We start from the raw sequence: 21621 nt of genomic DNA, 5'->3' as shown, positions 1-21621 counted from the left end.
CAGGGCGACGCTGGGCGGCCGCCGTCAGGGGGAGGCGAAGCCGTCGGCGGCGGCACGCAGAGCGCGGGCGATGCCGGGCTCCGAGGCGGCGTGCGAGGCGTCCGGCACCACGACGAGCTCGGCTTCGGGCCACGCCCGGTGCAGGTCCCACGCGGTCATCATCGGCGTGCAGACGTCATATCTCCCCTGCACGATGACACCCGGGATGCCGCGCAGGGCGTGCGCGCCGCGGATCAGCTGCTCGGGTTCGAACCAGCCGTCGTGCACGAAGAAATGGTTCTCGATGCGCGCGAAGGCGGTCGCCGCAGCATCCTCGGTCATTCCGGAGATGAGCTCCTCGTCGGGGAGGAGCGTGAGCGTGGCGGCCTCCCACCGCGACCACGCGACGGCGGCGGGCACGTGCACCGCGGGATCCGGATCCGACAGCCGCCGGTGGTACGCCTCGATCATGCGGTGGCGCTCGAGCACCGGGATGGGGGCGATGAACTCCTCCCACAGGTCGGGGAAGAGCGCCGCCGCGCCGCCCTCGTAGAACCACTCCAGCTCGTGACGGCGAAGGGTGAAGACCCCCCGCAGCACCAGTTCGCTCACCGCGGTCGGGTGGGACTGCGCGTATGCGAGGGCGAGCGCGCTCCCCCACGATCCGCCGAAGACCTGCCAGCGGTCGATGCCGAAGTTCCGGCGCAGCAGCTCGATGTCGGCCACCAGGTGCCACGTCGTGTTGAAGCGCAGGTCGGCCGCCGGCTCGCTCGCATGCGGCGTGGACCGTCCGCAGCCCCGCTGATCGAACAGGATGATGCGATAGCGATCCGGGTCGAAGAACCGCCGGTGCCAGGGCGACGTGCCGGCCCCCGGGCCGCCGTGCAGGAACACGACGGGCTTGCCGTCGGGGTTTCCGGACTGCTCCCAGTAGACGCGATGCCCGTCGCCGACCAGCAGCTCTCCGGTCTCGTACGGCTCGATGGGCGGGTAGAGGATCTCGTCCAGGAGACCGCTCACAGACGGTCCCCCGCGATGGAGAACGTGTCGCACACCGAGACGCCGCCTTCGTAGCCCTCGCGGAACCAGCGCTCGCGCTGGTCGCTGGAACCGTGCGTCCAGGACTCGGGGTTGACCTGCCCGCCGGACTGCTCCTGGATGTGGTCGTCGCCGACGGTCTCGGCGGCGTTGAGCGCATCGGCGACCTGCTGCTGCGTGGGCGCCTCGAGGAACGGCGTGCCGCTCTCGTCCTCCTGCTCCGTCATCTGGCCCACCCACGCGCCCGCGAAGCAGTCGGCCTGCAGCTCCATGCGCACGCCGTTGCTGTCGGGGCCGGTGCCGTTGTTGGGGTTCTGCTCCATGACGCCGGTGATGTACTGCACGTGGTGGCCGTACTCGTGGGCGAGCACGTAGAGCTGGGCGAGCGGGCCGGCGCTGGCGTCGAAGCGCTCGCGCAGCAGGGCGTAGAAGGTCGGGTCGATGTAGATCGTCTCTTCGGGCGGGCAGTAGAAAGGCCCGGTGGCGTTGGACGCGGTGCCGCACTGCGTGGAGGTCTCGCCGTCGACGACGATGACGCCGGGCTCCCGGTAGCCCTCGACCGTCTCGGCCCAGAACTGGTCGATGGCGAGCGACCCGGCGGCGATGCGGCACGCGTCGTCCTCGTTCGCGTCGGCCCCGGTCTCGCAGTCCTGGATCTCGCTCTCGGGCGCCGGCGCCCCGCCGCCTCCACCGCCCCCGAGAAGACCGGACAGATCGGTGCCGGTGAAGAGGCTGATCAGCAGCACCGCGATGGCGCCGATGCCGACTCCACCGCCCGCGATGGCTGCACCGCGCCCGCGCCGACGCGCCCGGTTGCCCGAGACGTTGGCGTTGTCGTTGAACGTCATGGCCACACCGTACTCCGTCGTCGCCGGTTCCCGACGCCGCTTGACAGTCGGCAATAGGCTCGCCCCATGACCCCGCCACCTGTCACCGTCACGATCACCGGCGCGGGAGGCCAGATCGGCTACGCGCTCCTGTTCCGCATCGCCGCGGGAGACATGCTGGGCGACCGCGACGTCCGCCTGCGGCTGCTCGAGATCCCGCAGGGGATGCGCGCCGCCGAGGGCGCAGCGCTCGAACTCCAGGACTGCGCCTTCCCGCGGCTCGTCGACGTCGAGGTCACCGACGATCCGGGCACCGCGTTCGACGGGTGCAACGTGGCCATGCTCGTGGGCGCGCGCCCGCGCGGCCCGGGCATGGAGCGCGCCGACCTGCTGGCCGCGAACGCCGGCATCTTCGGACCGCAGGGCGCGGCCATCGCCGCGGGCGCCGCCGCCGACGTCCGCGTCGTCGCGGTGGGGAACCCCGCCAACACGAACGCCCTCATCGCGGCGTCGGCGGCGCGCGGCATTCCGCCCGAGCGCTTCACCGCGCTCACCCGGCTCGACCACAACCGCGCGGTCGGGCAGCTGGCCGAGACCCTCGCCGTGCGACCCGGCGTCATCGAAGGCGTCATCATCTGGGGCAACCACTCCGCCACGCAGTTCCCCGACGTGGCGCATGCGACGGTCGACGGCGTGCCCGCGGTCGACGTCCTCGCCGACCGGCTGGGCGGCCCGGACGCCGCCCGCGCGTGGCTCGACGACGTGTTCGTGCCACGGGTGGCGCGGCGCGGCGCCGAGATCATCGAGGTGCGGGGATCATCGTCGGTCGCCTCGGCGGCCGGCGCGGCGATCGACCACGTGCGGGACGACGTACTCGGCACGCGGGGTCACCGCACGTCGGCGGCGGTCGTCTCGCGCGGGGAGTACGGCGTTCCCGAGGGACTCGTGTGCTCATTCCCCGTCGTCTCGGACGGCACCGGCTACCGGGTCGTCGAGGGTCTTTCGCTCGACGACCGCTCACGCGCCCGACTGGACGCGTCCGTCGCAGAGCTCGTCGCCGAACGCGAGGCCGTGGCCGCCCTCGGCATCCTCTGAAGCGGCGCCGTGGGGGACAATGGTCCGAAGCGAGGGAGCCCCCATGACCGACACGACGCATTCGACGGATGCCGCGACGCACGCCCACACGCATGCGCCCGCCACGGGGGTCGACACGGCGCCGCTGCACCTGCCGCATCCCGCTGCGGAATGCCCGCGCTGCTTCACCGAGCTGCAGCAGGACCGGCACTGGTGGCGTGCGCGTCCGTCCGGGTCACGACTGGTCGGTCTGGTCATCTCCAGGGACGACATGCCCTCAGTGGTCGAGCAGCGCAACGAGCTGACGCGGTTCGGCGTGCCGATCGAGGGGTTCCGGCATCCGGCCCCCGAGACGCTCGAGTCGTGGGAGGAACGTCTGGTCCGGCTGTTCGGGACGCTGACGGGCGGCGACGTGCTGGTGGTGGCGAACGTCCACGCGCTGGGGCGCAACATCGACGAGGAGACGCGCACGGTCGCCGAGCTGCACCGCCGCGGCGTCGTGGTGAAGGTGCTCAGTCACGGCAGCCGGCACCTGGCCGACCCCGGACGCTGAGCCGGACGGGGCTCAGGCGTCGTCGCCCGCCTCGTCCGGAGCGTCGAGCAGCGGCAGATGCTCCCGCGTCACCAGGCGCGCGGCGATCGCGTGCTCGACCAGGCGCACCCGGCGGTTGGTCGCATACGACCCGACTCCGCCGCGCAGCCCCGGCACGCCGATGCGGTCGAGCTTGTCGCACACGTTGTCGAGCTTGCGGTTGAAGCGCGTGAGGGTCCACCCGAGCCGTTCGGCGGCCTGCGCCGACGTCGGCAGGTCGCTCATGCCGGTGCCCTCGCGCTTGAGCACGGGCTCGGCGAGAGCGAGGATCATGAGGCGCTGGCTGAGGGTGAGCGGCACTTCGCCGATGGTGCTCATCCCGTCCTCCGCGGCGTCGAGCTGCGACATCTCCCGGAACGCGGGAGCCGTGGAGTGGATCGTCAGCTCGTAGGTGGTCGGCCCCGCGCTGAAGATCACCGACGTCGAGGCGAAGACGAGCGGCAGCCGCGCGCCCGGAGCGAGCCACGCCTGCACGCGGCTGGCCGAGTCCGTGACCGTCGCCGACAGGCGCGAGCCGACGTTCGAGAGCAGCCACAGCCCCCCGACGTGCTCGATCGTCAAGAAGTGGCGGTGCAGGAAGAGGTTGTCGTCGATGGCCAGGTCGCCGTCCCGCCCCACGGTGAAGACCTGGTCGGGGTCGACCGTGAAGGTCTCGCCGGCGAACTCGACGGCGAGCGCGGGCGAGGCCTCGGTGACGGTCACGGCGCACACCCCCGCACGGGATCGGAGGCCTGCCCGCCTTCGCGGACGGTGCGGACCTCGATGCAGGTGGAGCCGGACGGGTCGGCGGGCACGGTGACCGAGGCCTCGGACACCGGCTGCAGGTCGGGGTCCTCATCGGCGCGCGTGACGACGCCCCACAGGTAGCGGTCGCCGTCCTGCGGCGACGGGTTGTTCCAGGTGAAGACGACGCGGTCGCCGGAGGCGCTGCCGGCGAGGTCCTCGGGCGAGGGCACCGACAGGACGACCGGGTCCTGCGGGGCCGCCGTGGTCGGCGCCGGAGTCGCACCGGTGTCGGGCGAGAGGATGCCGGGAAGCGACACCGCGACGACGACGGCGACCACGACGACCGCCGCGGCCGCGGCGAACCACAGCCACCGGGGAGTGCGGGTGCGGGGGCTGTCGGTCGGGCCGGTGGCGCCTGTGGTCTCGGGAGCGGGCGCCGCGTCGGTCGGTTCCGCTCCGGCGACGACCGGCGGAGTCGGGGCGACCCGCGGTGCGGGGGCGCGCAGCACCGTGTGCCCGGCATCCGTCTCGGACGACACGGCATCGGCCCGGACGACGGTCTCGAAGTCGGCGGTCCCGAACGTGGGGATCTCCCTGCGGGCGGTGCGGTCGCGGGAGTCGCGGACGACCGTGGCGTCGACCCCGGTGTCGGTGACCGGCGCAACGAACGAGGGCCGGGTCGGGCCGGCCGCCGGGGCGGTCTCGGGGTCGATGCTGACGATGCCGCGCACGCGCGTGAGCCCGTCGTCCTCGTCGTCGACCTCGTCTTCGGGCAGGCCGTCGTCGAGGATGTCGATGGCGGTCACCGAATGCGACAGCTCGATCTGCACCTTCTGCAGCGAGCGCGCGAAGGCGATCGCGGTGTCGTAACGGTCGGCCGGGGACTTCGCCATCGCCCGCTCGAGCGTCGCCTCGAGGGCGGCCGGGACATCGGCGCGGCCGAGCGGGGGCAGCGGCCCGCGCTCGATGCGGTCGATCAGGTCGGCCGCGGTATTCCGACCGCCCGGGGTCTCGAAGGGGGATCTGCCGGCCAGCAGCGAGTAGACGGTCGCTCCGAGCGCCCACACGTCCGACCGCGGGTCGGAACGGGGGACGTCGGCGAAGGACTCCGGCGGCGACCACGGGATGGACAACCCCTGCGAGTCGGCGGCGGCCGCCGTCGTCGAGGCGATCCCGAAGTCGGTCAGGGCGGGCCGGTTGTACTCGGTCACCAGGATGTTGGCCGGTTTGATGTCGCGGTGGAGGACGCCGGCCCGGTGCGCGGTCTCGACTGCGGCGGCGACCTGCACGCCGACTCGCAGCGACTCGGCGACCGAGAACGGCTCACGGCGGTAGCGCGCCTGCAGGTTCGGCTTGGGGCAGTACTCCATGACCAGGTACGGCCGGCCGTCGTCGGCGACCCCCGCCTGGTAGATCGTGACGATGGCCGGGTGCGTCGACAGCATGGCCATGACGTTCGCCTCGGCGGTGAACTCGGCCACCGATCCGCTGGACATGCGCTCGGTGAGAAGCACCTTGACCGCGACACGGCGCTTGGGCAGCTGCTGCTCGTACAGGTACACGTCGGCGAATCCGCCGGAGCCGAGCACGTCGAGGTAGGTGAAGCCCGGCAGCGCCGGCGGGCGCATGGGGGCGCGCTGTGCACTCATGCCAGGTCCTCGATGGTCACCGTGATGCCGTCGCCCAGGTCGAGCACGTCACCCGGAACGACGACGCTCGCCTCACCGGGGTGCAGGCGCACCGGGTCCGAGCCCGTGCGCAGCAGTGTCGTGCCGTTGGTCGTCCGCAGGTCGGTCGCCACGATGCTGTCGCCCTCGACGCGCAGCTCGAGGTGGCTGCGCGAGATGTCCTGCTGCGGGCTGTCGACCGCGACCAGGTGCGGCAGGTCGGTGCCGGACACGCGGGTGGCGCGGGGTCGCCGGCCGATGACGACGGTCCGGTCCAGCCGCAGGACCTGCCCGGTCGACAGCCGCAGCCGCCCGGGGGCGGGAAGCCGAGGGGGCGCGAGCGGGCCCGGGTCGTCGAGGGCGCCGCCGGTCTCACGCAGACGCCGGGCCTCGGCGACCGAGATGGTGGCGCCGTCGTGATCGCCGACGTCCGGGCCGGTCTGCGCCGTCGACACGTCGCCGCGGACGACCGTCTCGGCGGGAGCCTCGCGTTCGGCCGCCCGCGCGGAGGCGCGGACGCCCACGACCGTCTCATCCACCTCGCCGTCGGCCGCCGCCTGCGGCGACACCGTCGAGTCGACGGGCAGCAGCGTGTCGGCCATGGATTTCACCGCGGCGGAGTCGATGAGCGCCGTCGGAGCGGTGGGGCGCGCGGGTACGGCCGGGCGCGCGGGTGCGGCGGGGGGTGTGATCACCACGGGCGCGGGAAACGGCGGCGGTACGGGGCGCTCCGGTGCAGGCTCGGGCTCCGGTGCAGGCTCCGGCTCCGGTGCAGGCTCGGGCTCCGGCTCGAGCTCGGCTTCGGGCTCGGGCTGCGGGGCCGCCTTCGGCTCGGAGATCGGATCCGCAGCGGGCGCAGACGCCGGCTTCGGCGTGGGGGCAGCCGTCGGCGCGGGCACAGGCGCCGACGCCGGAGCGACCACGTCGGCGTCGCCATCGGCACCGGCGGCGAGGTCGCTGCGAACCCAGGCCAGGGCCGCGGCGAGCACGACCCCGTCCGAGACCGGCAGTGAGGCCGCGGCATCCGATGCGCCGATCTCGATGCGTGACACGTCGGGCACCGCGCGCTCGTTCCACGTGGTGACTCCGGCGCCCGACACGGTCTGGCTTCCGCCGGCGGCGTGGACCGTCGCCTCGAGGTCGCCGCGGACGATCACGCGCACGCCCGCGCCCTCGGCGAGCGCGACGACGAACGGCGGAATGGCGTCGAGCGACGCGCCGAAGGCGCCGGTGAGGGCCTCGAGGACGCCGCCCAGCCCGCGCCCGTCGGCGACCTTCCGCCACACCGCAACGGCGAGGTCCGCCTCGACCCCGGCACCCAGGGCGGCGACGCCCTGAGCCGTGACCACGACGGGCATGTCTCCGGGCGCGTAGAGCACCGCCATCAGATTCCCCCTCCGGACATGACTCGCGGCAGTGTATCGCCATCGACATCCTCGGTCGCCGGGAGCGCAGGTGCGGTGTCGTCGAACCCCGGCTCCGGGCGGCCTCGGTGCGCGACCTCGACGGCGTCGACGACGATCGCGGTGATGTTGTCGCGCCCGCCGTGCAGCAGCGCCTCGTGGACGAGGCGGGTCGCCGCCTGCTGGGGGTCGGCTTCGCCCTGGAGCAGCTCGCGGATGCGCGCGTCGGCGACCTCGGCGGTCAGTCCGTCCGAGCAGACCAGGATGCGGTCGCCGGTCTCGGCGGGGAGGAGCCAGTAGTCCGGTTCCGAGACGGTGCCGGCGCCGATCGCCCGGGTGATCACGTGCCGACGGGAGTCGCGCGCCGCGTCCGCGGGATCGAGCTCGCCGCTGTCGACGAGCTCTTGCACGACGGAGTGGTCGACGCTGATCTGCTCGAACGTCTCGCCGTGCAGGCGGTAGGTGCGGGAGTCCCCCAGGTTGATGGCGAGCCAGTAGCCCTCGCCGTCGACGTCGGCCACGGCCACACCCGCGAGCGTCGTGCCGGCACCCGCGCCGGCGCCCGGGGGCAGCTCGACGACCCGCCGCCTCGCCGTGTCGAAAGCCGAGCGCACGTCGTGGATGGTGAGGCTCTCGCGCCCGGCCAACTCGGCGAACGCGGTGATGACGGCGGCGCTGGCGATCTCGCCCGCGCGATGACCGCCCATGCCGTCGGCCACGAGGAACAGCGGGGCCGCGGCGAGGTGGGAGTCCTCGTTCACCTTTCGCCGCAGGCCCGTGTCGGTCGCGGAGCCGGCTCGGACCGTGATCGGCCGCGACACGCTCACGGGGCGTCCACCGCGACGCTGCGGTCGCCGAACTCGAGCCGGTCGCCGGGGCGCAGACTCGTCGGAAGCCCGGGCACGAGCGTGCGCCGCACTCCGCCGCGAACGAGGACCGTGCCGTTGAAGGAGCGCCGGTCCACGATCCAGGGTCCGGCGTCGTCGGCGCCGATCTCGAAGTGGGTCTTCGAGATCGTCAGCGTCTCGTCGCGGACCGCCACGCAGACCGCTCCCGACTCGTCGATCGGATTGCGCCCGAACACCGTCCGTCCGTAGACGGCCGTGCACGTGCCGTCGTCCCACGTCAGCGAGGCCAGAAGCCCCGTCCGCGACAGGGAGTCGTCGAGGATCGTGGTCATGAGGCCGGGGCTCCCTTCCGCGCCGAGCGGGCGAATCTCGTCCCGGCCAGGAGCGAGCGCACGCTCAGCCGCGCGCGGATCCGGCGCCACAGCGACGAGCGGGCACCCATGGTGCCGACGATCTCGTCCACCTGACGCCAGAACTCGTCGATGTCTTCGGCGCTGGGGTCGGAGGGGCCCCACACCTCTGCGTCGGCGCGGTGCGCCAGGGTCGCCACCGCGGGCTCGTCGAACGCCGAGCGGACCACGGCCGCGTCCTCGGTGCGCGTGGCACCGGCGGGCACGGGGGTGCCGTAGTCCACCGCGCGGTCGACGAGTTCGTCCCACCCGCCGCTGATGCGATCGGCTGCCCGCTCCGCCTCGCGGCGCCGCCGGCGACGCGTCGCCTTGATCGCCCCGATGATGAGGAAGGGCGACGCGAGCAGGGCGAGCACCATCAGGCTGATGCCGACGATCGCGGCGATCAGCAGGATGAGACCCGCCGGCCCCTCCTCGTCCTCGTCGGCCTCGCGCTCGTCGGGGATGGTGGGCGGCATGTCGACCGGAGCCTGCTGCGGGGGCGGCGGCTGCAGCACCTGCGGCTTGGGGTCGGCGCGGGGCTTGGTGGTCTGATCGCTCGGGACCTGATCCTCGGGCGGCGTGGGGTCGAAGGGCACCCAGCCGACGCCGTCGAACGCGACCTCGACCCACGCGTGCAGATTCTCGCCCGTCGCGGTGAACGTGTCGCCCGTCAACGGCGCGTCCTCGTCGGGGTGGAAGCCCATGACCACGCGGGCGGGGATGCCGATCTGCCGGGCGAGCAGCGCCATGGCGACGGCGTACTGCTCGTCATCGCCGACCATCTGCTCCGAGCCGAGCAGGGTCGAGATGCGCTCCGAGCCGTGACCCGCGCGCGACAGCGGCTCCCCCTCGAGACCGTGGCTGAAGAAGCCCCCCTCGGACAGCATCGTCTGCAGTGCCCGCACCCGCTCGATCGGGGTCTCGGCGTCGGCGGTCGCGTCCGAGGCGAGCTCGGCGAACTCCTGCGGCACGGCGCGCTGCGTCGGCATCTTCACGGGGGCGAAGGCCACGTCCGCGAGGGCATCATCGCTCGGGAACGACGGCACAACGACCTCGAGGTCGTAGGCGTCGCCCTCGCGGAGCCCGCTGGTGACGACGCCGGTCTGCGTCGACGGGTTGTAGTGGGCGGTGCGGCGCAGCTCCTCGGCTCGTTCGCCGTCGAAGGCGACGGATTCCACAGCGCCGACCCCCGGCATCCACACGGCGTCGTAGTCGCCGATCTCGATGCGGACGCGGGCGGACTCGCCCTGGGCGTCGGGCGACATCTCGGACCGGACGGGCGTGAAGGCGCTCGAAGCGCCCGCACCCTCGTCCGAGACGTTGTAGACCGTGCCCGAATACGCGTCCATCGCGGCGATCCGCACGCGGGCGTCTTCGGGCAGGCCCGTCGCGGTGAACAGCGGCGTCTCGGCGTCGTCACGAACGTACGCGCGGAAGGACTGCAGGGGGCTCGGGAACTCGCGGATGTCGAACGGCGGGATCACCACGTCGCGAAGGACGTATCGGGGGGATGCCGGCGCGGCAAGTCCGCTGGTGACGACGCCGACTGCCACGGCGACGGCCACGACCCCGGCGCCGAGCGCCAGGCGCCGCACGGATCCCTGGGCGGTGGGGTCGCCGTCGTCGCCGAGCGGGATCGCGGCCTGCTGCGGGGTCCACGACTGGCGCATCGCGAGCCACCCGGTCGCGACGACGGCGAACACGACGCCCTCGACCACGGGGACGGCGGGCTGGGCGGTGCCGAGCGCGATCTGCACGGCCAGGAATCCCCCGGCCGGCAGGAGCGCCCACGCGGCGCGGCGCGCGCGCAGCGCCATACTCGCCGTCAGCACGCTCGCCACGAGGGTGAGCAGGAACGGGACGATGAGGAAGCCCTCGCCGGCCGGGACGGGCGCCACGGTGGTGAGCAGCTCTTTCCACGACGTCACGACGCCGAGCGCCAGCATGCCCCACGTCTGCAGCGTCGGGATGACGCCCAGGATCGTGGTGTGCGACAGCGCGAGGGCTCCGCCGAAGAGGAAGTACACCAGCACCGTGATGCCCGCGAGCGTCAGCACGCCGAAGCGTCGCCACGCGCCGAGCGCGGCCACGGCCAGCCCGAGAACGAGGCCGCCGATCGCCGCCACGAGGTACCCGGGGCCGGAGTAGGTGGGCCAGAATCCGGCCACCGGCACGGCCAGCAGCAGCGCCGCCGCCGTCAGGTCGAGGATCCAGCGACGCGTGGTGAGCGCGGCGGGCCTCATGCGAGCACCCGTCGCAGGGCCGAGGGGAGCTCCTCCAGCGCGCCCACCGTCACGACGTCGGCGTCCGCGATGCGGCGGAGGGCGGGGGCGGCGCCGGCGTGGGCGACGATGGCGAGCACGCGGGTGCCGTACGGCAGGCGCGCGCACGCGGCGCGCAGGGTGGCGGCGTCCGTCCGGGAACCGGTGAGGAGGACGACGACGCTGGCGGCGGGAAGGGATGCCGCGACGCTCACGGCGAGGTCGCGGATGCCGCCGCCACGGGGCTTGGAGGGCTCCAGCGCGGACAGGGCGTCGAGGAGCTTCTTGCCGGTCTCGGCGCTGTGACGCCGACCCTGCACCTGCAGGTCGACCTGGCGCGAGTCGCGGACGGCGCGGAGCCCGAGCGAGCCGGCGGCCGAGATGGCGAGCTCGAACTCGTCGTCGCCGGCGTACTCGGCGGGGTTGCACGAGAGGGCGAGGACGAAGTGCGAGCGGCGGGTCTCTTCGTACTGGCGCACCATGACCGAACCGGTGCGGGCGGTGGACTTCCAGTGCACGTGACGCAGGTCGTCGCCCGGCTGGTACTCGCGCAGGGCGTGGAAGGACACGTCGTCGGGAGACAGATCGCGCGCGGCGAGCCCTTCGAGGTCGCGGAAGAAGCCGAGCGACTGCCCCTCGAAGGGCACGGTGCGCGGGTGGACGAACAGGTCGACCGGCTCGTCGCGGTTGTGCACGCGCTCGAACAGGCCGAGCGGATCACCGCGGACGACGCTGACCGGGCCGACGGCCAGGACGGCGCGGCGGGTGGTCGGGATGGCGAACAGCTCGTCGACCGAGGCACCGGGACCGAGCCGGCCCACGGCGAACTCGCCACGGCCCGCGCCGACGGGCAGCACCACCCGGGACGGCAGGATCGCACGGTCGCCGGTGTTCGACAGTGTCAGCGTGCCGACGGCCCGCTCCCCCACGATGACGCGCGTGCGCCCGAGGTCGAGGGCGACGTCGTAGGCGGTGCGTCCGATGAGGAACAGCGCGCACAGCGCCAGCGTGGTGGCGATGACGACGGCGGAGACCGTCAGCTCCCACCACCCGAGCCCCTGCCCGGCGACCCAGAGCACGACGGCCGCTCCCACGAGCACCCAGGCCGCGGGTCGGAAGACGCCCAGCACCAGACGCGCGCGCCGCTGCACGGATGCGGCGACCGGGGTCACGGCATCCGTCCACGAACGCCGCTGCGCGGGCGCAGCGGCCGGGGCGAGCGTCTCGGCGGTCATCAGGCGGCGGACCTCGCCTGCGGGGCGGCGATCGACTCGACGACGCGCGCGATGACCGTCTCGGCGGTGGTGCCCGAGAACTCGGCCTCGGGGTCCATGACCAGACGGTGGGTCCACACCGGGCCGACCAGGGTCTTGATGTCGTCGGGGGTGACGTAGTGACGGCCGTTCGAGGCGGCGTAGACCTTCGCGATGCGGATCATCGCGATCGAGCCGCGCACCGAGACGCCCAGGCGGGTCGCCGGGTCCTCGCGCGTCGCGGCGGCCAGCTCGGCGGCGTACCGCAGCACGGCGCCCTCGACGTGGACGGTCGAGGCGAGGTCGGCCATGTCGGCGACCGCGCCGGTGGTGATGATGGCGGGCAGGTGCGCCGACGGGTTGCGGTCGGCCGAGCCGGCGAGGATGCGCTCGGCGACGTCGAGCTCGGGGTAGCCGATCGACGTCTTCACCAGGAAGCGGTCCAGCTGCGCCTCGGGCAGCTTGTAGGTGCCCGCCTGCTCGATGGGGTTCTGCGTGGCGACGACGAGGAACGGCCGGCCCACCTCGTGCGCGGTGCCGTCCACCGTCACGCGCGACTCCTCCATGACCTCCAGCAGCGCCGACTGCGTCTTGGGAGAGGCGCGGTTGATCTCGTCGGCCAGCACGATCGAGGCGAAGACGGGTCCCTTGTGGAACTCGAAGCGGTGCTGGGCCTGGTCGTAGATCGTCACGCCGGTGACGTCGGAGGGCAGCAGGTCGGGGGTGAACTGGATGCGCGCACTCGAGCCCTGGACGGTGGCGGCGAGGGCCTTCGCGAGGCTCGTCTTGCCGGTGCCCGGCGCGTCCTCGAGCAGCACGTGGCCCTCGGCGAGCATCGCCGACAGCACGAGTCCGACGACCTCGCGCTTGCCCATGAGCGCGCGGTCGACGTTGTCGACCAGGCGCGTGAAGGTGGACTGGAACCAGGCGGCCTGTTCCGGGGTCATCGTCATGTCAGTCGTTTCTTTCCGAGGTGTCGGGAGTGCTTCTACCAGGTGATCCGTTGGGCGTCGCCCCAGCCGTGGATCCTCACCCAGACCTGCTCGCCGGGGTAGCCGAAGTAGCAGCCGAGCTGGATGGTGCCGTTGCGGGGAACGTTGTACGACCGGGCGGCGACGAAGGTGCGACCCTCGCGCTCACACGAGAGGTTGTAACTGCCGGCGGGGAAGTTCTCGACGGTGAGCGTCAAGTACGCGCACGACGCCGAGGTGCAGTCGGACCTGCTCACGCTCGAGCCCTTGCCGGTGCGCGCGACCGCCCTCGGCTCATCGACCGTGGTGGCCTGCGCGGACGCGATGGGGCTCACCTGGCCCTCGGTGTCGAAGGCGCGCACGTCGATGCGGTGCGTCGTGCTGTAGGCGTAGGTGTTGGTGCGCGAACCGTTCTTGGCGACGTCCTGCCACCCACCGCCGTCGATGCGGATCTGCACCTGCTGGATGGCACGGCCGTTGGGGGCGGGCGCGCCCCACGAGAACGTGATGTCGCGTCCGCTGCGGCTCGCGTCCGCGCTGGGCGTGCCCACCGGCCCGTAGGGCCGCTGGGCCGCCGAGGGCGCCGACGGAGCGCCGTTGTAGCGCACGCCGTCGAGGGCCGTGTAGGCGCGGATGCGGACCTGGTAGTCGGTGCCGTTGTTGAGTCCGGTGATGAGCCGGTTGCCGGCGAGCGCCTGCCAGTTGCCGCCGTTCAGCGAGTACTCGTAGCGCATCTCGGACTGTGTCGCGCCGTTGCCGTCGGGCTCGGTGAACGACATCTGCAGGCTGCGATCGCCCGGGCGCGCCGAGACGTTCGTGGGCGCGTCGGGCGCGACGAACGCCCGCCGCGGCGCCGAGTTCGGCCCGTACTCGCCCCACCCGGCCTTGTTGTTCGCGCGGACGCGGAACGTGTAGTCGGTGGTGGAGGTCTCGATCACGACGGCCTGGCTCGTCGCCGAGGTCTCGATGGTGTTGACCACCGCGCCGCCGCGGAGCACCTGCAGCTGGTAGACCGAGATGGCGGCGCCGTTGTTCGCGGGCGGCGACCACGAGACCTGCATCTGGGCCTGTTCGCCCACCGGCTCCAGGCGCTGCGTCGACGGAGCAGCGACGGGCTCGGGGGCACGGGCGGGCACTTCGCTCGCCGACCAGCCGCTCCAGCTCGAGGGCTCGGGAGCGCGGTTGTGCGCGCGCACGCGGACCTGGTACGACGCGCCGTTCTCGAGGCCCTCCCACACCAGCGTGTTGCCGGTGACGTTGGTCTTCTGCGAGACACCCGACGGCGGGGCCGGCGAGATCTCGAGGGTGAAGGTCTCGACCGGCGAGCCCGGCGTCGTCGGCGTCTGCCAGGCGACGTTGAGGCTCTGGTCGCCGAAGGTCAGCGTCGGCGGCTGCGGGGTGTCGGGGCGGGCGTCGGGGCGCGCCGTCTCGGACGGCGGCGACGGGTCGGACTCGCCGACGGCGTTGGCGGCGACGACGGTGAAGTTGTACTCGACGTTGTTGGTCAGCCCGTCCAGCGTGCACGTCGTCGACGCGCACTGCTTGACGTAGTCGCCGCGGGTCGAGCTGACGGTGTAGCCGGTGATGGGCGAGCCGTTGTCGACGGGCGGGGTCCACGCCAGCACGACCGTGCGGTCCTGCACGCTCGAGACGGTGGGCGTTCCCGGGGCGTCGGGGCGACCCTGCACCGTGATCGTGATGAGGCCCTCGACCTCGCGGTCGGGGTCGCCGGTGGCGTCCTGCACGCGGTAGCGGACCACCATCGTGCCGACGAAGCTGGCGGACGGACTCACCGCGACGCGGTCGCCGCTCACCTCCGCGCGGCCGTCGCCGGTCTGCGTGACGGCCGACACGAGGGTCAGCGGCGTCTCGGGGAACGGGTTGAAGTCGTTGTCGAGCACCGGTACCTCGACGGTGCTCCCCTGGTCGACGCGCGGCAGCACGTCGTCGTTCGCGGTGGCGAGAGGCCGGGTGGAGGCGGTGACGGTCACGACGACCGTGCCCTCGATCGGATCGGTCTCGCCGTCGGTGATGCGCAGCCCGATGGTGGCCTGCGTGCCCTTCGGGGTGTCGGCGGCGGCGCCGACACGCAGCGTCGAGCCGTCCTCGATGCTCGCCGTCAGACCGGCGGGGGCACCGCCGACGACGGTGTAGCTCATGCCGTCGATGTCGCCCTCGTCGGGATCGGTCGTGAGCGAGCGCAGGTCGAGCCCCGTCGCGTCCTCGCCGGGGGCGACGTTCATCTCGCCGTCGACGAACGTCGGCTGCTGGTTGGCCGGCGGTCGGACGGTGACGGGCATCGTCAGCGTGGCCTTGCGGCCCTCGGGATCGTCGGGCCCGGTGCCGTCGGTCACCTCGAAGGTGATGGCGTCCTGGCCGTAGTAGCCGTCGGCCGAGGTGTAGACGAGCGTGCGCTGGTCCTTCACGAGCTCGGCGCCGTTCGAGTGCACCGCGCTGACCTTGGCCGCCTCGGTGATCACGACATCTCGGTCGCCGGCGGCGCGGACGTGCTCGGACAGCGGGATCTCGACGGTCTCGCCGCTGTCGACCTCGATCCCGGTGGTGGTGATGAGCGTGGGCGGCAGGTCGTCGAGCGAGGGGACGCGGATGAACGCCGACGCGATCTGGCCGTCTTCGTCGGTGATCGTGTAGGTGACGAGGTGCTCCTCGTCGTCGAGCGTGATGCGGACGGTGCCGTCCGGACGCGCCTGGGCCACCGGGTCGTCGACCTCGACGGTGAGCGCGGCGACCGTGCCGTCGGGGTCCTCGTCGTTGGCGAGCACCTCGAGGTCGACCGTCGGTCCGTCCACGTCCTCGGGCAGGACACGGTCGTCGCGTGCGATCGGACGCAGCAGCGGGACGTCCTCGTCGACCGTGACCTGGAGCACCGCGATGGCCTCGGCGCCGCGGGCGTCGCGGATCGTGTACTGCAGCGAGGTCTCGAGCTCCTCGTCCGGCGAGGTGACGATCACGCGGTCGCCGAGCACCTCGGCCTCGAGCCCCGGGACGTCCGGGAGGATGAGCCCCCCGGCGACCAGGCCGATCGCATCGCCCTCGGGGTCGGAGTCGTTCGTGAGCACCGGCACCGCGACCGAGCGCCCGGGACGCATCACCACGGTGTCCTTGACGGCGTACGGCGCCTGGTTGCGTGCCTCGGGCGGGGCGATGCCGACGCGGATCGTCGCGGTCGACTCTGCGCCGAGGCGGTCGCGCACGCGGTAGGTGAAGGTGTCGGTGCCGGATGCCTCGACGTCGGCCTGGTACTCCAGGTACGTCGCGCCGGTTTCGACGACGCGGCCCTTCTCGGGCGCCGAGGCCAGGCCCACGAGGTCGACCGAGTCGCCGTCGGCGTCGATGCCGTCCAGAGGGATCGGGATGCGCACCTGCGAACCGGCGAGCACCCGCGCGGTCACGTCACGGGGGCGCGGGGTCTGGTTGGTCTCCTCGTCGACGGGGAGCACCTGGATCGTGACGTAGCCGGCATCCTTCTGCCCGGTGGAATCGACGACTTCGTAGGTGGCGTAGACGGTGCCCGCCTCGGGGCCCGCTTTGAAGCGGATGGTGTCCTGCGAGACGAAGATGTCGCCCGCGTCGGCGGCCGGGAGCGGCTCGACGAGATCGGGGGCGACGTGGATGGTGTCGCCGTTGGGGTGGTAGTCGTTGTCGAGCACGGGGATGGTCACGACGTCTCCGGCGCGGACGACGGCCTTGTCGTCGTCGGCGACCGGCGGGCGCAGCTTCTCGGGCCCGGGAACGGGGATGACGACCACTTCGCCCTCGGCGCTGCGGATGCCGTTGGAGATCGTGTACTTCACCGTCACCTGGGTCGACAGTGCACCCTGGTCACTGACGCGCAGCGTCTCGTGCCCGAGGACCGAGACCGAGACACCGCTGTCGGACTCGATCGAGACGGACTGGATCACGAGGATCCCGCCCGCCGGGTCGATGTCGTTCGCGAGCGCCGCGACGAGCACCTCGCCGCCGCTCGGCAGCAGGGCGACGTCGCGCACCGCGACGGGTGCGGCATCCTCGTCGGCGTCCTCGAGCACGTCGACGCGCACGACACCCAGGGCGTTCTTGGCGCCGGCCGAAGCGAGGTACTGCACGTAATAGGTGCCGACGGCGTTCGAGGTGAAGGTGAAAGTGGAGTCCGAGAAATCAGGCACGACCGCAGCGCCCGGCACCTCGTCGACCCGCGTGAGCCGCAGCGGTTCGCGACCGGTCGAGAGGTCGTTCAGCAGCGGCGAGACCTCGACGGGCACACCCGCCCTCGTGACCACGTGGTCGGCGTTGGTGACCGGAGAGGTGGAGCCGACGGGGCGGACATCCAGGCGCAGGATGCCGGCGGTCGACTTCTGCGTGTCGGACACCGTGATGGCGATGTCCTTGCGGCCCTGCACCCCGTTGATCGAGCGGTAGGTGATGCGCCCGTCGGGGGTGAAGTCCACTTCGTCGCCGGGCTCGGCCTCGACGCCGCTGAGGAAGATGTCGTCTCCGTCGGGGTCGATCCAGTCGGGCAGCACGTTGTGGGTGACCACACCGCCGGCCTCGACCTGCAGCGAGGTCGTGCGTTTCTGGCTCGGAGCGCCGTTGACGGTGTCGGGGCGAACCGACAGCGTCACCGTGGCGGTGTCGGAGCCGCCGCGGCCGTCGTCGATGCGGTACGGGAAGCGGGCGGACCCGTTCGCCGACTCGGGCACGGCGATCTGCAGCCCCGCGCCGTTGTTGATCGTCTGCACCTCGCCGAGCGACGGGCCGCCGTCCGGCAGCGTCACGGTGAGGATGTCACCGTCGGCGTCGGTGTCGTTGTCGAGCACGGGCAGCACGGTGGTGCGGCCGGGGCGCACGCCGAAGTCGTCGTCGACGGCCTCGGGGACGGTGTTCTTGTCGGTGCGCTCGGGGAGCGTCGTCTCGACCGTCTCGTCCGTGGTCTCCTCGTCGTTCTCCTCGGCCTCGCCCTCGGGCGGGGTGATGTCGTCCCAGTTGTCGACCTGCTGCAGGTCGTCAGCGGCCATCCACGCGGATCCGCCACGGATGTCGTTGAGGACGATGACGTCGCGGTTCACGCGGAAGACCAGTTCGGCGTCGTCGTCGACGCCCTCCACGGTCGTGGCGAGGTCGTCGGCCTCGCCGATGCAGTCGCGGATGAAGGATGCCGAACCCGACCACACGCCGTAGGTGCAGCCTGCCAGCGACACCGGCTCGGCCGGAGCCCCCTCGGCGCCGGCGTCGACGACGACCGGTTCGGAGCCGTCCAGCGGCGCCCGGACGAGGGTCGACGCGGTGGCCACGGCCACGGCGTCCGATGCCCCCGACGGCTGCTGCAGCCGTGCGGTTTCGGCGTCGGCGATATCGGCGCGGAGGCCGCCCGTGCTCACGAGGGTGCCGCCGGTGCGATCGAGCACGACCGCGGTGCCGCCCACGGCGGTGACGGCGAGCTCGGCGCCGTCGGCGATGTCGCCCAGTTCGGTGCGCTGCGGCTCGCCGAAGCTGCCGTCCGGCACGGCCGGCACGGTGACGAGCTCCTTCTGCTCGGACGAGGCGGCGTAGACGGTGCCGTCGGTCCCGACGGCGAGCGCCGCACCGGCGCCGAGGGTGTCGACGGGCTCGGTGCCCTCGATGTCGAAACCGCCCACACCGTCGGCGGGAAGCGCCCACAGGGCGCCGCTCTCGGGGTCGAGGATCGCGACAGTGGTGCCGCCGAGCGCGACGGCCGCGCCGCCGGGGACGTCGGCGGAATCGGTCATCGTCACCATGGCCGGGTCGATCGCCGTGACCGAGGATGCCGCCTGGTCCACCACGACGATGTCGTCGCCGGACTGGAGGATGTCGTACTCCTCGGAGGCCGTGCGCAGGCCGCCGTCGAGGACGCGCGACTCGTAGTTGAAGTGGCCGACGAGCAGGCTCGACTGCTTGGTGACCCACACTCCGCCGTCGTGCAGATCGACCTCGGTGGTGGGGAAGCCGTCGTACAGGAACGCCATCGTCGTCAGCGCGACGGCCGAGGCGGTGACGGCACTGGCCGAGGCGATCGCGCGCGGGCGTGCGCGGAGCCACGCAAAAGCTCTCATTGAGCTCGGCCTCCTCCGAGGTGGTCGTTTTCATGCGTGGCGTCGGGTCCCGACGGCGAGATCGGGCGCACACTTCGCGGACGTGTGGACGGTTCAGCCTAACCCGGTATACCGGGGGTGCCGCGATGGGGAGAATCACCCACCCGCGACCTCCGGCTCATCCGGCGACGTAGGCCCGCAGATGCTGCGCGGTGAGGGAGTCGCCGGAGGCGACGAGGTCGGCCGGCGTGCCCTCGAACACCACGCGGCCGCCGTCGTGCCCGGCGCCGGGGCCGAGGTCGATGATCCAGTCGGCGTGCGCCATGACGGCCTGGTGGTGTTCGATCACGATGACGCTGTTGCCGGCGTCGACCAGGCGGTCCAGCATCCCGAGCATGTTCTCGACGTCGGCCAGGTGCAGTCCGGTGGTGGGCTCGTCCAGCACGTAGATCGCGCCCTGGGTGGCCATCGAGATGGCGAGCTTCAGCCGTTGGCGTTCACCGCCCGAGAGGGTGTTGAGCGCCTGCCCCAGGGTGAGGTAGCCGAGTCCGACGTCGATGAGCCGCGCGAGGGTGAGCGCGGCCGGTCCCTTCGTGAAGACCTCGGCCGTTTCGGATGCCGACATCGCCAGCACCTCGGCGATGTTGCGGCCCTCGAGGGTGTACTCGAGGACGTGGTCGCTGAAGCCGGACCCGTCGCACGTCTCGCACAGGGTCTCGACGCTCTGGGTGTAGCCGAGGCTGGTGATGATGACGCCCAGGCCCTTGCAGGCCGGGCACGCACCCTCGGAGTTGGCGCTGAACAGCGCAGGCTTGACGCCGTTGGCCTTCGCGAACGCGGTGCGGATGACGTCGAGGAGCCCGGTGTACGTGGCCGGGCTGCTGCGTCGCGAGCCTTTGATGGGCGACTGGTCGACCACGACCACACCGTCGTGGCGGGGCACGTTGCCGTGGATGAGCGAGGACTTGCCGGAACCTGCGACGCCCGTGACGACGGTGAGGATGCCGAGCGGCACGTCGACGTCGACACCCACCAGATTGTGCTGACGTGCGTCGCGGATCTCGATGGCGCCCTTCGGCTCGCGCGTCGCCGGCTTGAGGCGGGCTCGGTCGTCGAGGTGGCGTCCGGTCACCGTGTCCGAGGCGCGGAGTCCCGCGACGTCGCCGGTGTACTGCACACGGCCGCCGTTGCGCCCCGCCCCGGGACCGAGGTCGACGATGTGGTCGGCGACCTCGATGACCTCGGGCTTGTGCTCGACCACGAGCACCGTGTTGCCCTTGTCGCGCAGCTGCTGGAGGAGCGCGATCATCCGCTCGACGTCGTGGGGGTGCAGCCCCGCGGTCGGCTCATCGAAGACGTAGGTCACGTCCGTGAGCGACGATCCGAGGTGGCGGATCATCTTGGTGCGCTGCGCCTCGCCGCCCGAGAGGGTGCCCGAGGCGCGGTCGAGCGACAGGTACCCGAGTCCGATGTCGATGAACGAGCCGATCGTCTGACGGAGCCCGCGAAGGAGCGGGGCGACGGCGGGGTCGGTGATCGTCGCGAGCCACTCGGCGAGGTCGGTGATCTGCATCGCGGCGGCGTCGGCGATGCTCACCCCGCCGATGGTCGACGAGCGGGCGCCGGCGTTGAGCCGGGTGCCGCCGCACTCCGGGCACGCCGTGAACTTCACCGCACGGTCGACGAAGGCCCGGATGTGCGGCTGCAGGGCGTCGCGGTCCTTCTGAAGCATCGACTTGGTGATCTTCGGGACGAGTCCCTCGTACGTCATGTTGATGCCGGTGACCTTGACCTTCACCTGCTCCTTGTAGAAGAAGTCGTGGCGCTCCTGCTCGGTGAACTCCCGCACGGGCTTGTGCGGGTCGACGAAACCGGACTCGGTGTAGATCTTCACCATCCAGCCGTCCGCGGAGTACCCGGGGATCGTGATGGCACCGTCCGCCAGCGACTTGTCGTGGTCGACCAGCTCGTGCACGTCGACCTCGCTGACCTCGCCGAGCCCTTCGCAGTTCGGGCACATGCCGCCGGTGATCTCGAACGACCGGCGCTCCTTCTTGGGCGCCCCCGGCCCGCGATCGACCGTGATGGCCCCGCCGCCCTTGGCGGACGGGATGTTGAACGAGAACGCCTGCGGCGACCCCACGTGCGGCTGCCCGAGGCGGCTGAAGAGGATGCGCAGCATCGCGTGGGCGTCGGTGGCGGTGCCCACCGTCGAGCGGGCGTTGGCGCCCATGCGCTCCTGGTCGACGATGATCGCCGGGCTGACGTTCTCGAGCGCGTCGACCTCGGGCCGGCTCAGCTGTGTCATGAACTGCTGCACGAACGTCGGGTACGTCTCGTTGATGAGCCGCTGGGACTCCGTCGCGATCGTGCCGAACACGAGCGAGGACTTGCCTGATCCGCTCACGCCGGTGAAGACGGTGAGTCGCCGTTTGGGGATCTCGACGTCGACGTTCTGCAGGTTGTTCTCACGCGCGCCGACGACGCGGATCACCGCGTGCGAGTCGGCGATGTGGATGACGGATTCGGCGGCCATGACG

At 72.2% G+C, this 21621-nt stretch carries 14 protein-coding genes; 2 read left to right on the top strand and 12 right to left on the bottom strand.

From position 1 onward, the window contains the following. Window positions 1–24 precede the first annotated feature (24 nt). On the bottom strand, window positions 25–999 hold the full coding sequence (gene pip, locus Q9S36_RS21305; RefSeq protein WP_311286854.1) for a prolyl aminopeptidase: 975 nt from the start codon (window positions 997–999) through the stop codon (window positions 25–27). Then, complete coding sequence (locus tag Q9S36_RS21300; RefSeq protein ID WP_311286853.1) at window positions 996–1865, bottom strand: neutral zinc metallopeptidase; 870 nt, start codon at window positions 1863–1865, stop codon at window positions 996–998. The genes pip and Q9S36_RS21300 overlap by 4 nt, the downstream gene beginning before the upstream one ends. A 66-nt stretch (window positions 1866–1931) precedes the next feature. On the opposite strand from Q9S36_RS21300, the gene Q9S36_RS21295 reads away from it, so the two are divergent. Both Q9S36_RS21295 and Q9S36_RS21290 read left to right on the top strand, forming a co-directional pair. Beyond that, on the top strand, window positions 1932–2939 hold the full coding sequence (locus Q9S36_RS21295) for a malate dehydrogenase (RefSeq protein WP_311286852.1): 1008 nt from the start codon (window positions 1932–1934) through the stop codon (window positions 2937–2939). A 43-nt stretch (window positions 2940–2982) separates the two neighbouring features. Then, entirely contained in the window at window positions 2983–3471 is a 489-nt protein-coding gene (locus tag Q9S36_RS21290; RefSeq protein ID WP_311286851.1) for a recombinase family protein, read from the top strand. 12 nt (window positions 3472–3483) lie between these two features. On the opposite strand, the gene Q9S36_RS21285 is transcribed toward Q9S36_RS21290, so the two are convergent. From Q9S36_RS21285 to Q9S36_RS21240, 10 genes are all read right to left on the bottom strand, one after another. Beyond that, window positions 3484–4221 (bottom strand): hypothetical protein, encoded by a 738-nt coding sequence (locus Q9S36_RS21285; protein ID WP_396653807.1) that lies wholly within the window; start codon window positions 4219–4221, stop codon window positions 3484–3486. After that, window positions 4209–5885 (bottom strand): serine/threonine-protein kinase, encoded by a 1677-nt coding sequence (locus Q9S36_RS21280; protein ID WP_311286849.1) that lies wholly within the window; start codon window positions 5883–5885, stop codon window positions 4209–4211. Before Q9S36_RS21280 ends, Q9S36_RS21285 begins: the two co-directional genes overlap by 13 nt. Next, the gene (locus tag Q9S36_RS21275; RefSeq protein WP_311286848.1) at window positions 5882–7288 is read right to left on the bottom strand and encodes an FHA domain-containing protein; all 1407 of its coding nucleotides are present in this window, start codon (window positions 7286–7288) and stop codon (window positions 5882–5884) included. Before Q9S36_RS21275 ends, Q9S36_RS21280 begins: the two co-directional genes overlap by 4 nt. Next, on the bottom strand, window positions 7288–8127 hold the full coding sequence (locus Q9S36_RS21270) for a PP2C family protein-serine/threonine phosphatase (RefSeq protein WP_396653810.1): 840 nt from the start codon (window positions 8125–8127) through the stop codon (window positions 7288–7290). Before Q9S36_RS21270 ends, Q9S36_RS21275 begins: the two co-directional genes overlap by 1 nt. 2 nt (window positions 8128–8129) lie before the next feature. Further along, window positions 8130–8486, bottom strand: a complete 357-nt coding sequence (locus Q9S36_RS21265; RefSeq protein WP_311286846.1) for an FHA domain-containing protein — start codon at window positions 8484–8486, stop codon at window positions 8130–8132. Next, window positions 8483–10789, bottom strand: a complete 2307-nt coding sequence (locus tag Q9S36_RS21260) for a transglutaminase-like domain-containing protein (protein WP_311286845.1) — start codon at window positions 10787–10789, stop codon at window positions 8483–8485. Before Q9S36_RS21260 ends, Q9S36_RS21265 begins: the two co-directional genes overlap by 4 nt. Continuing rightward, the gene (locus tag Q9S36_RS21255; RefSeq protein WP_311286844.1) at window positions 10786–12042 is read right to left on the bottom strand and encodes a DUF58 domain-containing protein; all 1257 of its coding nucleotides are present in this window, start codon (window positions 12040–12042) and stop codon (window positions 10786–10788) included. The genes Q9S36_RS21260 and Q9S36_RS21255 overlap by 4 nt, the downstream gene beginning before the upstream one ends. Continuing rightward, window positions 12042–13013, bottom strand: coding sequence for a MoxR family ATPase (locus Q9S36_RS21250; protein ID WP_311286843.1), 972 nt, complete (start codon window positions 13011–13013; stop codon window positions 12042–12044). The genes Q9S36_RS21255 and Q9S36_RS21250 overlap by 1 nt, the downstream gene beginning before the upstream one ends. A 35-nt stretch (window positions 13014–13048) precedes the next feature. Next, window positions 13049–19102 (bottom strand): Ig-like domain-containing protein, encoded by a 6054-nt coding sequence (locus Q9S36_RS21245; RefSeq protein ID WP_311286842.1) that lies wholly within the window; start codon window positions 19100–19102, stop codon window positions 13049–13051. A gap of 157 nt (window positions 19103–19259) precedes the next feature. Beyond that, on the bottom strand, window positions 19260–21617 hold the full coding sequence (locus tag Q9S36_RS21240; RefSeq protein ID WP_311286841.1) for an excinuclease ABC subunit UvrA: 2358 nt from the start codon (window positions 21615–21617) through the stop codon (window positions 19260–19262). Window positions 21618–21621: the final 4 nt, after the last annotated feature.

This window comes from Microbacterium sp. ARD31 (assembly GCF_031844425.1).
This window is presented reverse-complemented; position numbering and strand designations above follow the sequence as displayed.

Coding starts and splice junctions, on each gene's coding strand:
- Q9S36_RS21280 (WP_311286849.1), bottom strand. CDS start 5,885: ATGAGTGCACAGCGCGCCCCCATGCGCCCGCCGGCGCTGCCGGGCTTC.
- Q9S36_RS21245 (WP_311286842.1), bottom strand. CDS start 19,102: ATGAGAGCTTTTGCGTGGCTCCGCGCACGCCCGCGCGCGATCGCCTCG.
- Q9S36_RS21255 (WP_311286844.1), bottom strand. CDS start 12,042: ATGACCGCCGAGACGCTCGCCCCGGCCGCTGCGCCCGCGCAGCGGCGT.
- Q9S36_RS21260 (WP_311286845.1), bottom strand. CDS start 10,789: ATGAGGCCCGCCGCGCTCACCACGCGTCGCTGGATCCTCGACCTGACG.
- Q9S36_RS21240 (WP_311286841.1), bottom strand. CDS start 21,617: ATGGCCGCCGAATCCGTCATCCACATCGCCGACTCGCACGCGGTGATC.
- Q9S36_RS21250 (WP_311286843.1), bottom strand. CDS start 13,013: ATGACGATGACCCCGGAACAGGCCGCCTGGTTCCAGTCCACCTTCACG.
- Q9S36_RS21290 (WP_311286851.1), top strand. CDS start 2,983: ATGACCGACACGACGCATTCGACGGATGCCGCGACGCACGCCCACACG.
- Q9S36_RS21265 (WP_311286846.1), bottom strand. CDS start 8,486: ATGACCACGATCCTCGACGACTCCCTGTCGCGGACGGGGCTTCTGGCC.
- Q9S36_RS21275 (WP_311286848.1), bottom strand. CDS start 7,288: ATGGCGGTGCTCTACGCGCCCGGAGACATGCCCGTCGTGGTCACGGCT.
- Q9S36_RS21295 (WP_311286852.1), top strand. CDS start 1,932: ATGACCCCGCCACCTGTCACCGTCACGATCACCGGCGCGGGAGGCCAG.
- Q9S36_RS21300 (WP_311286853.1), bottom strand. CDS start 1,865: ATGACGTTCAACGACAACGCCAACGTCTCGGGCAACCGGGCGCGTCGG.